Below are 16,096 nucleotides of genomic sequence, written 5' to 3' on the forward strand. Positions count from 1 at the left end.
TAAAGGTATGTTTTAGGCAGGTAAGGGAACAGAACGATATTTGAGGTAGTGCAATAACAATCGAACAGAGTATCTCAGCATTTCCTCAGTTTTGGAATAACATAAAGTTTTACGATGAAGACGAGCCAAATAATGTCTAAGCCTTGTGTTTTCATTTTCGACTCGTGTCATGTAGGTCTTACTCACAATTTGGTCACCATCAGGAACAAAACAAGGGTAAACAGGGTATCCATCTGTGACGTAAAAATAACTCTGCCAACACTGGACAATGTTCCATAACTGTTGGAAAGTAGTCGAACTACGATCACCTAAAACCCAAGCAAGAATACCTTGAGTAAAGTGATTTACCGCCGTCCACAACCAGATTTTATTTTTTTTGAACCAATAAATGTTTCTAATTCATCTAGTTCTCCCACCTGCGGAATTTCCTTTGAATTTGGTGTATCCGCCAATTGTGTACCCACTCGTTTAACCCAATGAATAATGGTAGTATGATGAACGTTTTTCACCCTTTCAATTCCACGAAATCCCATACCATTGACGTACATTTTTAGGCATTCTTGTTTGATTTCATCCGAGTAGCCCCTGGGTGGTTTATAGACATCAATGAATTGACGACCACAATCACAGCAAATGTGATTCTGTTTACCTCTTTTCTTTCCATTCTTACGGTTATGACAAGATCCACAGCGTGGACATTCCATGATTAATTGACCTCAATTCATACCGCTATTATGCAACGCCGTTAAAACAATACCTGAATTTGTTTGCACAAGAAAATTTAGATGAGACTAGTGACTTTATTTGGGAAAATCATCGGCGGCAAGATGCATCTGTAGTTTTTGTGTTTTCCGGTCAAGGTTCTCAATGGCCGACTATGGGACGGGAGTTGCTTGCTGAAAGTGTGTTCCAAGCTGCCTGTCAAGAATGCGATCGCGAGTTCCGTCGCTATTTCAATTGGTCTGTATTGGAGGAGATACAAAAACCAGAGGCTGAGTCTCGTTTAGGCGAAACGGCATATGCACAACCAGCAATTTTTACCATTCAAGTGGCTTTAGCCGCCCTATGGCGTTCTTGGGGAATTATTCCCAAAGCAGTCGTAGGTTATAGTTTGGGAGAAGTAGCCGCAGCTTATGTCGCTGATATTCTTTCTCTTGCAGATGCCGTGCAGATAGTTTTTCATCGCAGCCAACTGATGCAAGAAGCAATAGTTCGGGGGAAAACAGCCCCTCAAGAGGAACTAATCTTTGTTCTCCAAGGAATTAAACCACAAGAGCCATCAATTCCCATCTTTTCAACAGTAACAGGAAGTGCATACAAGATTGGCGACTTTGATGCCAGCTACTGGAGTATGAATATCAAAGAGCCAGTGCTTTTTGCACAAGCAATCGGCGCGATCACCAACGAGGGTTATGACATCTTTGTTGAGATTGCACCTCATCCAGTTCTTTCTCAATCTATTATTCAGTGCGTCCCAGAGAAAAAAGCGATCGCGCTTCCCTCCCTGCGTTCTAACCGAAGCGATCGCAAAGTAATGCTGAAATCTCTCGGACAACTTTACACACTAGGACTACCAGTTAACTGGTTCCAACTCTATCCAACTCCAGGACGGTATATTCGTCCACCCTCATACCCTTGGCAAGAACAACGATACTGGTTTGAGGAAACACATCCTCTGCCCACAGTACAAGAAATCGTTCCCCAACAGCAACAAAATTCTGAACTACAACAATTGCAGCTAATTTCAAAAAGCGATCGCTTGAATTTTTTAATTGCCCATATTCAAACAGAAGTCGCTAAAATTTTGGGTTTAAGTTCTGGACAGCTACCAGATACAAAAATCGGCTTTTTTGCAATGGGTATGGATTCTTTAATGGTTGTGCAATTAAGAGATCAATTAAAAACCAGCTTTGGACATTCTCTTTCTGCCACTGTGACTTTTAATTATCCAAATATTGAGGCTCTGGCTGGTTATTTAGCCAAAGAAATATTTTCTGTTTCAGAAGAAGCTGATAACTTTTTAATTCTCAACAATAATAATTTAGACGTAACTGCGACCATGCTAGAAAACTTTTCCGAAGCCGAAATGGAAGCATTATTACTTCAAAAATTGCAGTCTATTTAAAAGTAGAAAATTTTATGAATCAAGATATTTCTCTAAAGATTAAAAAACCCAGAACAGATGATAAGCAACTTTGGGATATTTATAGTGGAAAATTTGCATATAAAACATTACTCGTTGCCCATAACCTCAAACTTTTTACTCTTTTAGCTAAAAAAGCTCTAACGCTAGCTGAAGTTTCTCAATTACTTCAAATTAACTCCCGTGGTGCTGAAACTCTCTTAATGATGCTAGTGTGTGTGAGGCTTTTACAAGTTGAAGATGGGTTTTATTCACTGACTTCAATCGCTGAAGATTATCTGCTCAAAAGCAGCCCAACTTATTTTGGCGGTTTCTTAGATGTAGCGATCGCAGCTGAACAAGAGTTCTCGCTTCAGAATCTCAAAAAAGCTTTACTTACCAAACCTTCATCGGTATACGCTGGCGAAAAAATGTTTCAGTCCCATGCATTGCACCCTACCCTTGCACGTGCTTTTACCCATGCAATGCATGGTCATAGCATGGCAGCCGCAATGGTTTGGCCAGAACTCATTGACTTATCAAGAAATAAACTCTTGCTTGACATTGGTGGCGGATCGGGCGCTCACGCTATTAGTGCAACATTAAAATGGTCAAACTTACAGGCACTTGTGATCGATTTAGCAAGTGTATGTGACATAGCACGAGAGTATATTGCTCAGTACGGTTTGCAGAATCGAATCGAGACAGACGCGAGAAATATGTTTAGCGAACCTTTACCACTTGCGGATATCCACTTTTACAGCAATATTTATCATGATTGGCCACCACAGACAGGCCGTTTCCTAACTCAAAAAAGCTTTGAAAGTTTAGAGCCGGGAGGGCGGATCGTTATCCATGAAATGCTCTACAACGACCAAAAAACGGGACCTGTAGGTGTCGCAGCCAACAACATGGTTATGTACTATTGGCAAGAGGGTCAGCAGTCTTCTGGTCATGAGTTGTCAACGATGCTGATCTCGACTGGTTTTACCGATGTTGAGGTGAAACCAACCGTTGGTTACTGGAGTATTGTCACTGGTCTTAAGCCTTCAGAAACTAATTGATTAGTAGTGAAAAATACTCCAGTGGCAATTGGTATTAATGAAGAATTCTCCAAGTCAGAATCAATTAGTGGGGGATTCAAACCACAGAAACAATTGTGGACCGCTAAATAGAAAATAAGCGCGGCGGTCTTAAACCCTTGCTTTGTGTGGTTGCAGCAGAGAACTCCAGAGCAGTATTCCTTCTGCCTCCTGCCTCTGCCTTTCTGGATAATTAATTAGAAGCAAACTTAAGATGAATCAGATTTCAGAACGCTTCCCAAATTTATCTCCACTCAAACAAGCATTTCTCAAATTAGAAGAAATGCAATCTAAGCTTGAGGCGATGGAGCAAAAGCAAACTGAGCCAATTGCCATCATCGGCATGGCGTGCCGATTTCCTGGAGGAGCTAATTTAGAATCTTTCTGGCAACTATGCAAAGAAGGAGTAGATGCTGTTAAAGAAGTACCATCAAACAGGTGGGATTTAAATATCCATTACGATCCAAATCCTGAAACTGCGGGTAAGATTTATACCCGTCGAGGTGGATTTTTGGAACAGGTAGATGAGTTCGATGCTTCCTTTTTTGGAATTGCCCCCCGTGAAGTTGTCAGTTTAGATCCTCAGCAACGGCTGTTACTAGAGGTGAGTTGGGAAGCTCTGGAGAATGCAGCTCAAGCACCAGACAAACTACATAACAGCAGTAGTGGTGTGTTTGTAGGGATAAATAGCGATGACTACAAACAACTTCAGCTGATGTCTGGCGATGCTATGAACTTGAACGCTTATACTTTTACAGGCAACACTGCCAGCGTCGCAGCGGGTCGCTTATCTTACTTTCTGGGTTTGCAGGGGCCTACCTTGGCTATAGATACAGCTTGTTCGTCATCCTTAGTAGCAGTCCACCTAGCCTGTCAAAGCTTGCGTACAGGAGAGTGCCGCCTTGCCTTAGCTGGTGGGGTAAACCTGATACTATCAGAGCATTTAAATATTGTTCTATGTAGAATGCAAGCTTTGTCCCCTGATGGTTACTGTAAAACTTTTGATGCTGAAGCCAATGGTTATGGACGGGGAGAAGGTTGTGGGGTAGTAGTCCTTAAACGTCTTACCGATGCCATAGCAGATAATGACAAAATCCTAGCTGTAATTCGCGGAACGGCAATTAACCATGATGGCAAGAGTAGCGGACTGACAGTTCCCAATGGATTAGCTCAGCAAAAACTGATTAACGCTGCCCTTGCTAATGGTCGGGTAGAACCTGCACAAGTCAGTTATGTAGAAGTCCACGGCACAGGCACAGCATTGGGAGATCCCATAGAAGTTGAAGCTTTAGCAAATGTCTTAGGCAAAAAGCGATCGCCAAATCACCCCCTAATATTAGGTTCTGTAAAGACTAACATTGGTCATTTAGAAGCAGCAGCCGGGGTAGCCGGTCTAATCAAAGTCGTACTAGCAATGCAACATCAGGAAATCCCCCCTCATTTGCATTTGAAAAAGCTGAATCCTGCCATCGCCTGGGAAGAACTTCCCATTGTGATTCCAACCGAGTTAACCCCCTGGTCTTCAGTAGATGGACAACGGCGCTTTGCGGGAGTGAGTTCATTCGGGATGAGTGGAACCAACGCCCATGTGGTGTTAGAAGAAGCAGGAGAACTGGAGAATCAGCATCGTATGGCGACTGAGCCTTTTGAGCGTCCGTTGCATATTCTTACCTTGTCTGCTAAGAATGAAATCGCTTTGCAGGAATTAGCTAAACGCTACTTCCATCACTTAACAGCTAATCCCTCAGAGTTAGTAGCAGATATCTGTTTTACAGCAAATACAGGGCGATCGCATTTTGACCATCGTTTAGCCTTTGTGAGTGATTCGCTGTCATCTTTACGCCAACACTTAGAAGTGTCAACTGTTGATCAATCCTCAATAAACAGCGATAATCCACGCAACACAAAAATAGCTTTTCTATTCACAGGACAAGGTTCCCAGTACACCAACATGGGACGGGAACTGTATGAGACTCAACCAACATTCCGCGCTTGTATAGATAAGTGCGACCAAATTCTGTGCCCTTACTTAGAAACATCATTATTAGAAGTTCTTTACCCCAAATCGGAAACTGCAAATTCCCAATTAGATCAGACAGCTTACACTCAGCCTGCATTGTTTGCTTTAGAGTATGCCCTGGCTAGGTTGTGGCAATCTTGGGGAATACAGCCAACAATAGTCATGGGTCATAGTGTCGGAGAGTATGTTGCTGCTTGTATTGCTGGAGTATTTAGTTTAGAAGATGGGCTAAAGCTGATTGCCGAACGCGGACGGTTGATGCCAGCCTTGCCGTCGGGGGGTGAAATGGTGGCTGTGTTTGCCAGTGAAGAGCAAGTAACAGCAGCAGTAGCACCTTATGGTACAAAAATCTCCATCGCTGCGATTAATGGCCCGGAGAACATTGTAATTTCGGGTAGGTGTGAGGTAGTCCAAGCAGTACTGTCTGAACTAAAAGCAAAAGGAATCGAAACCCGACGGTTAAAAGTATCGCACGCTTTTCACTCTCCCTTGATGGAGCCAATACTAAATACTTTTGAGCAAATTGCAGCCCAAGTTAAATATTCGTCTCCAAAGATTGCTCTGATTTCCAACCTCACCGGCAAGCTGATGACCAAAGAGATGGCTGAACCTGAATATTGGAGTCGGCATATCCGAGAGACGGTGAAATTTTCAGCCAGTATCCAGACTTTGTACGAGCAAGGCTATGAGATATTTGTCGAAATTGGCCCCAGTCCCATACTGCTGGGTATGGGTCGCCAGTGTTTATCAGAGAATAACAGAGTTTGGCTACCTTCGTTACGCAAAGGACATTCCGATTGGCAGACTGTACTCAGTAGTGTGAGAGCCTTGTATTTGCATGGCGTTGAACTGGACTGGTGGGGATTTGATAAAGACTATCGCCGCCATCGCCTGCAATTACCAACCTATCCATTCCAGCGATCGCGCTATTGGATTGAATCGGCTAAGTCTGCACGGACAGCAACACTTGCTCCCTATAAAGATTGGCTGTACGAAGTACAGTGGCAGGCAAAAACTCGCGTGGCATTAGGGTCAGCTTGGCAGAGAATTCAGCCAGAACAACCAGGCAGTTGGCTAATTTTCGCCGACCGGGGTGGTGTAGGTTTCGCTCTAGCATCTTTGTTGGAGAAGCAAGGGGAAACCTGTTTCATTGTCTTTGCTAGCGAAGCCGATAAAACTTCCCAGCCAGGACACAGGCAGATTGAACCAAGGCAGCCGGATGATTTTCAGCGGTTGTTGCAGGAAGTACTAGCAAGCGATCGCCCATCCTGCCGGGGAGTAGTGCATCTGTGGAGCCTAGATAGTACAGCAACCGAAGCAACGACAATAGATTCCTTAGAGACAGACCAAGACCGCAACTGTGGCAGCATTCTTCATCTAGTGCAAGCTCTTTCCTCAGTGAAGGTTCCCCAGTTGCCTCGTCTATGGTTAGTAACTCAAAATACTCAACCTATAGAGATAGACTCATTAGCAGTAGCGCAAGCGCCAATTTGGGGACTCGGTAGAGTTATAGCCTTAGAACATCCCGAAATGTTCGCAGGGCTAGTAGATTTAGGAAATAGTTCTTCCCTAGAAGCAGCTCAGATGCTATTCGAGGAACTGGTGAACCCAGAGGTCGAGATACAAGTAGCACTCCGCAATACACAGCGGTTTGTGGCTCGTCTAGTCCCCAGCCAAGGTAAGAAAGTGCAAACAAAGCCTTTAAGCATCGAGAGCGATCGCACTTACTTAATTACTGGTGGTCTTGGCGGATTAGGGTTGAAAGTAGCTCAGTGGTTGGTAGACCAAGGCGCTCGTTACTTGGTATTAGTAGGACGTAGTGCTGCTTCTGCCAACATCCAAACGCAGTTGCACTCACTCCAAAAGCTTGGAGCTCAAGTCCTAGTAGCTCAAGCAGATATCTCTAAAAAGGTTGAGGTAGAAAGAGTTTTTGCAGACATTAGCAAATTACCCTCTCTAGCAGGCATTATTCACATGGCAGGGGTTCTTGACGATGGCGTACTGCTAAAGCAAGATTGGAACCGTTTTATGAAAGTCATGGCTCCAAAGGTAGCAGGAGCGTGGAACCTGCATACCCAAACCCAAGATATGCCTTTAGACTTTTTGATTAATTTTTCTTCAGCAGCTTCATTACACGGTTCGCTGGGTCAAGGTTCTTACGCCGCAGCTAACGCTTTTTTAGATACTCTGGCTCACTACCGACAATTACAAGGATTACCAGCCTTAAGCATCAACTGGAGTTCCTGGGATGAAGTCGGAATGGCAGCAACGATGGCTAGTCGCGACCAACAGCGATGGACAGCAGCAGGTGTGAGTTTTATTGCCGTACAGCAAGGTTTGCAAGCGCTAGGACAACTAGTTAGACAAAAACTTCCTCAAATTGGCGTACTGGCGGTAGATTGGTCGAAATACTTAAAGCTATTTCCTAGTAATTTTGAATCTTCATTCCTGTCTGAGATAGCTGGCGAAACTCAATTAACAACACACTCTCAACAGCCAGAAATTTTACAAAGCTTACACAAGACTCCTCCAAACCAACAGAAAAATGTTTTAATTTCTTATATTCAAAATAAAGTTGCTGCTGTTTTAGGACTTGAGTCTGTCCAGTTAATTAAGCCGCATATTGGATTTTTTGAAATGGGTATGGATTCTTTGATGTCCATTGATTTAAAGAATATTCTGCAAAAGAATTTAGGGCAAAATTTAGGATCGACCTTGACTTTTGAATACCCAAATATTGAGGCTTTAGCTGACTATTTACTCAAAGAAATTATTTTGGTTGAATCGCTTCCTGATTCTCAGCAAAAATCTGATAAAGACACCGAAGAACAGGCAAAAATCTTGGCACAAATCCAAGAATTATCTGAAGAAGAATTAGCAGCATTAGTTGATAAAGAATTAGAAACATTAGTTATAGGAAATTAACGTGAGCAGTACTTCAGAAAGTATTAACCAACTATCTCCACTGCAACGTGCGGCTTTCGCTCTCAAGGAAATGCGCTCTAAACTTGATGCCATCGAACAATCGCAGAGTGAGCTGATCGCAATTGTGGGTATGAGTTGCCGATTCCCTGGTGCTAATGACTTAGAGTCGTTTTGGCAACTGTTACGCGATGGAGTAGATGCCACAACAGAAGTGCCGTCCTCAAGGTGGGATGCAGATGCTTACTACGACCCAAATCGTGAAACTCCAGGCAAGATGTATGTACGACGGGGCGGCTTTGTTGATCGCGTGGAAGAGTTCGATGCTCAGTTTTTCGGCATCTCCCCTAGAGAAGCAATGAGCCTAGATCCCCAGCAACGATTACTGCTAGAAGTCAGTTGGGAAGCACTCGAAAACGCGGCTCAAGCACCAGAAAAGCTCAACGGTAGCTCGACTGGGGTCTTTGTGGGGATGTGTAATAATGATTACCTGCAACTAGATGCCCTCTACGACCCGAATAACATTGATGTTTACACCGCCACAGGCAGCATTGTTCTTAGTATTGGGGCGGGGCGCTTGTCGTATATTCTAGGGTTACACGGGCCAACCTTAACTATCGATACATCTTGCTCGTCATCCCTTGTGACTGTTCATTTAGCCTGTCAAAGTCTGCGTTCGGGAGAGTGTCATTTAGCTTTGGCTGGGGGAGTGAACTTGATGCTGTCACCTATAGCCACCATTGCCATGTCTAAGGTCAATGCTTTAGCTGTCGATGGTCGTTGCAAGACTTTTGATGCCGCCGCCGACGGTTACGGGCGAGGAGAGGGATGTGGGATGATAGTTCTCAAACGCCTTAGCGATGCAGTCGCAGATGGCGATCGCATCCTTGCCCTGATTCCAGGAACCGCTATCAACCATGATGGCAAAAGCAGTGGATTGACGGTTCCCAATGGACTCTCTCAGCAAAAAGTCATTCGTGCCGCTCTCAAAAACGCAAAAATAGAGCCGACTGAAATTAGCTATCTAGAAGTCCACGGTACAGGCACAGCTTTGGGCGATCCGATTGAGATTCAGACGTTAAAAGCTGTGTTTGGTAAGGGACGCACAGAAGCACAACCTCTGATGATCGGTTCGGTAAAGACGAACATTGGTCATCTAGAACCAGCAGCCGGGATAGCTGGTTTAATTAAAGTTGTGTTGGCAATGCAGCATCAAGAAATTCCAGCACATCTGCATTTCAAAAAGCTGAATCCTCACATTTCTCTAGAAGGGACTTGTTTAAAAATTCCTACCAAACAAACTCCTTGGTCTGTAGCAGCAGGACAACGTCGCCTAGCTGGGGTGAGTGCCTTTGGCATGAGTGGAACTAATGCCCATGTAATAGTTGAGGAAGCACCAGTAAGACAGTTAGAACGATCGCTAGTTGAACGACCAATCCATCTATTAGCGCTATCAGCTAAGAGTGAAACAGCATTAAAAGAACTAACAACTCGCATAACAAATTACTTAACAGCCAATCCCTCAGAGTCAGTAGCAGATATCTGTTTTACAGCAAATACAGGGCGATCGCATTTTGACCATCGTTTAGCTATAGTTGCTGATTCTCTATTGTCTTTACGCCAACACTTAGAAGTATCAACTGTTGATCAATCCTCAATAAACAGCGATAATCCACGCAACACAAAAATAGCTTTTCTCTTCACAGGACAAGGTTCCCAGTACACCAACATGGGACGGGAACTGTATGAGACTCAACCAACATTCCGCGCTTGTATAGATAAGTGCGACCAAATTCTGTGCCCTTACTTAGAAACATCATTACTTGAAGTTCTTTATTCCAGTGAAACTACAAATTCTAAACTTGATGAAACAGCTTACACTCAGCCTGCATTGTTTGCTTTAGAGTATGCCCTGGCTAGGTTGTGGCAATCTTGGGGAATACAGCCAACAATAGTCATGGGTCATAGTGTCGGAGAGTATGTTGCTGCTTGTATTGCTGGAGTATTTAGTTTAGAAGATGGGCTAAAGCTGATTGCCGAACGCGGACGGTTGATGCAAGCCTTGCCGTCGGGGGGTGAAATGGTGGCTGTGTTTGCCAGTGAAGAGCAAGTAACAGCAGCAGTAGAACCCGGCCAACAGATTGCCATTGCTGCTGTTAACGCTCCTGGGAATGTAGTAATTTCAGGGGAGAGTGCAGCTGTTCGAGCCGTAGTCTCTAAACTCGAAGCTTCAGGGGTTGAGACTCGTCAGTTAAAGGTATCTCACGCTTTTCACTCTTGTTTAATGGAGCCGATGCTGGATGATTTTGAACGGATAGCAGCTGAGATTACATACTCACACCCAAAGATTGGTTTAATTTCCAATGTCACTGGACAACTAGCTGAAGGAGAAATTGTTGCTGGCGCTGACTACTGGTGTCGTCATATCCGCCAATCTGTTAAGTTTTCAGCCAGTGTGCAGACTCTACACGAACAGGACTGCGAAATATTTGTAGAGATTGGGCCAAACCCCACACTAATCGGTATGGGTAAGCAGTGTCTACCCCAAGGTGTCGGCATTTGGTTGCCTTCTTTAAAGAAAGGACAACAAGACTGGCAAGTGTTATTGCAAAGCTTAGGGACGCTGTACGCCCAAGGTCAAGAGGTTGACTGGGTGGGATTTGATCGCGACTATCAACGTTATCGGCTGTCGCTCCCTACCTATCCCTTTGAGCGACAACGATACTGGACTAAAGCTGTTAAACGCCAGCCTCAAGAATTGATCGCATTTTTTCCAGAAATAGCTCATCCTTTTTTGGGCAAACGCTTGCACTCTCCACTCCAGCAAATTCAGTTTGAGTCTCAGTTCAGTATTAATTCGCTGCCTCTTGTACGCGATCATCAAGTCTATGGGATACCACTGGTTAATTTTGCAATTTATCTGGAGATGGTTTTTGCTGGGGTAATGGAAGCCTTTGGTACGACTGGCGTTTTGGAAGATATATTTATTTTTCAGGCTCTGCTGTTACCTGAAAAACAAGCTCGTACCGTACAGTTGATTTTATCCGAAGATTCTGGCATTTCCTTCCAAATTTTTAGCCTCGCGCCTAGTGAAGCAAACGAACAGACAGCCTGGACACTACACGCTGCCGGAAAAGTTGCGATCGCTAAAACAGAGATTGCCACCTCTGGTCGAACTCACGTTTCTTTAGAAAAAGTTCAGGCTCAATACGAAAGAGAAATTCCTACAGCCGAGTTCTATCAAATGATGGCACAACAGGGAGTCTTTTTAGGCCCCAGTTGCCAAACCTTGGAGCGAATCTGGGTGGGGAATGGACGGGCGCTGGCTCAAATACAACTTCCCGAAACAGCACGATTGAATAACTTGTACGAGCTGCCGCTAGCAAGTATTGATGCCTTATTTCAGATTGTCGCTCCTTGCTTTTTGACTGCCGACTCTCATAATTACCTGCTTTCAGGCTGTGAAGGCTTCCAATTCTATGGTTATTCTGGAAGTCGATTGTGGTGTGAAGCTATTGTTCGGCTTGGCGATCGCCAAACAGATTATAACGAAACAGTTGCCGCAGACCTTTACCTATTTGATGAAACTGGACAGCTAGTTGCAGAAGTTGTGAATGCACAATTAAAGCCTGTGAGTCATCAAACCCTACAACGTGCTGCTGAACTAGGTAAAGGCACACCTCGCCAAATGAAAAAGGGCAGTCTTTCTAGAGAAAAACTCCTTGCTGCTGAACTAGAGAAACGCCAACAGATGCTGGAGATGTATCTTCTAGAAGGGCTGGCCAGTTCGCTACAACTGCCGTTAGCTAAACTCAATCCGCAACAGCCACTCGCCTCACTGGTTGATTCTCTAATAATTTTTGAACTTAAAAGGCGAATCGAGTCCGATTTACAGGTGCGAGTGCCAATAGAAAAGTTCTTTGGAGAAAACACGATCGCTCATCTAGCTGGATTATTACTTGAGCAAATAACACTGGCGAACCTCATCCTATCAAACCCCTCATCCACCGATAGCAGTGCCAATATGGAGGAAATCTCACTATGACTTTATATAAACTTTTATCCGAACTCTCTGAGCGAGGGGTGAATTTGTGGGCTGAGGGCGACCAACTACGCATTCGCGCTCCTCAGCAAGCACTGACACCAGAACTGCGTAACTCACTGGCTGAGTCTAAAGCTGAACTTCTATTGTTATTGCAACAGACCAATATAGTAGCTGATAATACCGATTTACCAGTAGTTGTACCATGTCTAGAACAGCGCCACGAACCTTTTCCTCTCACCGATATGCAATATGCCTTTTGGGTGGGTCGTAGCGGCATCTTAGAGTTAGGCAATGTCGCCAATCATGGTTATTACGAAATTGAATGTGTTGATTTAGACTTGGAACGATTGAATCAAGCTTTGCAAGCATTAATTGAGCGTCACGATATGTTGCGGGCCATAGTGTTACCCAGCGGCCAGCAAGTGATTCTCGAACAAGTGCCTTTTTATCAAATTGAAGTTTTAGACTTGAGAGAACAAGACGATGAAGTTGTCACCTCTGTAATTGAGAATATTCGTCAGCGCATGTCTCATCAGGTGCTGAGTGCTGACCAATGGCCAGTATTTGAGTTTCGAGCCACACGTTTAGATGGGCAGCGCATCCGTCTGCATTTCAGCTACGATTTGCAGACATTTGATGCCTGGAGTATGTTTCGTTTTTTTGACGAGTGGTATCAAATTTACCAAAATCCTCATGTGGTATTGCCACCTTTAGAACTTTCATTTCGGGATTATGTCTTAGCAGAGCAAAAACTGCAAGATACAGAATTATACAAGCGATCGCAAGAGTATTGGTTCAATCGTTTAGACGAATTACCTCCAGCCCCAGACTTACCTCTGGCTAAAAACCCGAAAGAAATCAAAGAACACCAAAATCAGCGTTATGAAGGACGATTAGAGCTAGCTGATTGGCAACAATTAAAGCAGCGAGCTGCTAATGCTGGTTTAACTCCCTCTGGAGTTTTGCTGGCTGCTTTTGCCGAAATCTTGACTGTTTGGAGTAGTCCGCGATTTACGATTAATCTTGCCTTGTTTAATCGTCTGCCATTGCACCCCCAGGTTAACGATATTCTAGGAGACTTTACCTCCGTAACCTTATTAGCTGTAGACAATTGTACTCCAGAGTCATTTAGCGATCGCTCTCGCCGCCTGCAACAACAACTGTGGCAAGATTTAGAACATCGTTATATCAGTGGAGTGCGCGTCACGCGGGAGTTGGCTCGCAGGCGGGGTAAAGCTCCCAGCGCCATGCCAGTTGTATTCACTAGCACTCTGGGCTTTAGCTCTCTTGGACAAGAAACGTTGACCTTCAGTCGTTTTGGCGAGTTAGTCTATGGTATCAGTCAAGCTTCCCAAGCTTGGATGGATATTCAGGTTTGGGAAGATAAAGGAGCGTTGACGTTCAATTGGGATGTGGTTGAAGAACTTTTCCCGGAAGGATTGATTGTCGATATGTTTGAGGCTTATTGTCGTTTCCTCAAACAACTAGCCACTTCTGAATTAGCTTGGACTGAGAAGAATCGACGATTAATTCCTCCTGCCCAATTAGCGCAACGGCAAGTTATTAATGCAACTACCGCACCAACTCCCGACGAACTGCTGCATACTTTGTTTGCAACACAAGTCCAAAAGCAAGGAGGAGAACCCGCCGTTATTTCATCCGAGCGTACCCTGACTTATCAAGAGCTATACACACTTGCAAATCAAGTCGGTCATAGATTGCGGCAACTAGGGGTTGTTCCTAACCAACTAATAGCCGTGGTTATGGAGAAAGGATGGGAGCAAATTGTGGCTGTCATGGGAATTTTGGCTGCTGGTGCTGCTTATGTTCCCATCGATCCCGGATTGCCACAACAACGCAGGGAATATCTTCTAGAAAATAGTCAGGTCAAAATTGTTCTAACTCAATCATGTTTGCATAAAAAGTTGCAATGGCCGTTGGGGATACAGCTTTTGTGCATAGATACAGAAACATTCGCTAACGAAAACAGCGAACCACTCCAACCAGTACAAACGCATGATGATTTAGCTTATGTAATTTACACCTCTGGTTCCACTGGTTTACCCAAAGGAGTGATGATTACTCATCGCAACGTCGTTAACGTGGTTGTCCACACGAACCAGCGGTTTAATATTACTTCTCAAGACCGCATCTTGGCTGTAACGGCTCTCAATCATGATTTGTCTGTTTATGACATATTCGGTTTGCTGAGTGCTGGTGGTGCGATTGTGATACCCGATGCTTGTGCTGTCAAAGATCCAGCTTCCTGGGCTGAGTTGATGGTGCGGGAAAAAGTGACGCTGTGGAACTCAGTACCCGCAATGATGAAGATGTTGGTGGAATACGCAGAAAACCAATCTGTAACATTACCAACAAGCTTGCGTTTGGCAATTCTAGGCGGAGATTGGCTTCCGGTTTCCTTACCTACCCGTCTCCAAACTTTAATACCAGGTGTAGAAATACTCAGTATTGGCGGCCCAACAGAAACAACTATTTGGAATATTGGTTATTTGATTACAGAGGTTAACCCAGATTGGAAGAGTATTCCTTATGGAAAACCGATGGCAAATACAAAATATTATATTTTGAATGAAGCCTTGGAAGATTGCCCTGTTTGGGTTCCCGGTCAAATGTACTGTGCTGGTGTCCAAGTTGCTAAGGGTTATTGGCAGGATGAAGAAAAAACTGCTGCTAATTTCATTATTCATCCCCGCACAAAAGAACGCATTTACCGTACAGGCGACCTCGGTCGTTATTTACCCGATGGCAATATTGAATTTTTGGGACGTGTAGATTTTCAAATCAAACTCCGGGGATATCGCATTGAAACAGGAGAAATTGAGGCAGCTTTAAAACAGCACCCAGATATCAAAGATGCAATAGTCACTGCTGTAGGTGAGTCACAGCAAAATCAGCATTTGGTAGCTTATGTGGTTCCCAAGCAAGATAAAGCATTAAGCTTCTTGGAAACGGAAAGTGCAGACTCTTACATATCTCAGCTAATTTGGCGATCGCTGGTACAAGCAGGACTGCAACAAGCCCAAAATAGTTTTTGGGATGCAGATGTTCCCACTTTCGCTGAAATATGGGAACACCAAAATTATCTATACACTATTTCAGTGTGTCGGGCACTAAGAAAGCTTGGTGTTTATAACTCACCAAAAGAGAAGTATGACATAGATACTTTAATCTCTCGATGTCAAATTGCTCCCCGCTACAAAAAATGGTTAAATCGAGCGTTGCAAGTGCTGGTTAAAGAAGGCTGGTTGCAGCAGCAGGGAGAAGTTTTTACCAGTGTTGTTGAATTACCAATTGTTGTATCTCAAAAGCTTTCAAAATATATTCAGATAAATCATAGGTTTACTAAAACCTGGATGGATTTGATTCCTGATGCTCCTTTTGAGGACTTAGCAGACATTATTACCGAAAGAATCCATTCAGCAGAAATTTATGTCTCCGAAAAAACTCAGGAGATATATAAAATTATGTTTGCTGATTGCAATGCGATCGCAAGCGTAATCATTGCCACAATAGTACAAAATCTAGAGCCAGGAAAACAACTGCGAATTCTAGAAGTCGGAGGTGGTTATGGTTCGACTACAGAACATTTGCTGCCACTATTACTATCACAAACTACCTACGTTTTTACCGATATTTCTCAATTCTTTCTTCAGCAAGTTCAAGAAAAATTTGCCAACTATCCTTTTGTGAATTATGATATTTTAGACCTGGAGAAAAATCCTGTCGAGCAAGGTTTTGAGCTACATTCCTTCGATTTAGTTATTGCTGCAACTGTTATTCATAACACTCAATATGTAGAACAAACACTGAAAAATATTCGCTCCTTGTTAGCTCCAAATGGTTTACTTTTGGGAATTGAAAAAACTCAATTTCATCCCTAGTTT

General features: G+C 43.8%; 6 protein-coding genes. 5 read left to right on the forward strand and 1 reads right to left on the reverse strand.

All coding sequences use genetic code 11. The features are described from left to right. Nucleotides 1-12: 12 nt before the first annotated feature. Nucleotides 13-704, reverse strand: a protein-coding gene (locus RS893_RS25610; RefSeq protein WP_315784082.1) for an IS1 family transposase whose coding sequence is annotated in 2 segments (ribosomal slippage) — nt 13-380 and nt 380-704 — 693 coding nt in all. Because the reading frame shifts where the segments join, the coding sequence is not laid out codon by codon here. Nucleotides 705-763: 59 nt separating this feature from the next. Here RS893_RS25610 and RS893_RS25615 point away from each other — a divergent pair. The 5 genes from RS893_RS25615 (at nt 764) to RS893_RS25635 (ending at nt 16,093) form a co-directional block, all read left to right on the forward strand. Next, nucleotides 764-2,125, forward strand: coding sequence for an acyltransferase domain-containing protein (locus RS893_RS25615; protein ID WP_315788436.1), 1,362 nt, complete (start codon nt 764-766; stop codon nt 2,123-2,125). Nucleotides 2,126-2,139: 14 nt separating this feature from the next. Next, entirely contained in the window at nt 2,140-3,186 is a 1,047-nt protein-coding gene (locus RS893_RS25620; protein WP_315788437.1) for a methyltransferase, read from the forward strand. 232 nt (nt 3,187-3,418) lie between these two features. Further along, the gene (locus RS893_RS25625; protein WP_315788438.1) at nt 3,419-8,149 is read left to right on the forward strand and encodes a type I polyketide synthase; all 4,731 of its coding nucleotides are present in this window, start codon (nt 3,419-3,421) and stop codon (nt 8,147-8,149) included. A 1-nt stretch (nt 8,150) separates the two neighbouring features. Further along, on the forward strand, nt 8,151-12,191 hold the full coding sequence (locus tag RS893_RS25630) for a beta-ketoacyl synthase N-terminal-like domain-containing protein (RefSeq protein WP_315788439.1): 4,041 nt from the start codon (nt 8,151-8,153) through the stop codon (nt 12,189-12,191). Next, nucleotides 12,188-16,093 carry an amino acid adenylation domain-containing protein gene (locus RS893_RS25635; RefSeq protein ID WP_315788440.1) on the forward strand — a complete coding sequence of 1,302 codons (3,906 nt, stop codon included), beginning with the start codon at nt 12,188-12,190 and terminating at the stop codon, nt 16,091-16,093. The genes RS893_RS25630 and RS893_RS25635 overlap by 4 nt, the downstream gene beginning before the upstream one ends. Nucleotides 16,094-16,096 lie beyond the last annotated feature (3 nt).

The sequence above is a fragment of the Fischerella sp. JS2 genome, from assembly GCF_032393985.1.
Taxonomy (GTDB): Bacteria; Cyanobacteriota; Cyanobacteriia; order Cyanobacteriales; family Nostocaceae; genus Fischerella.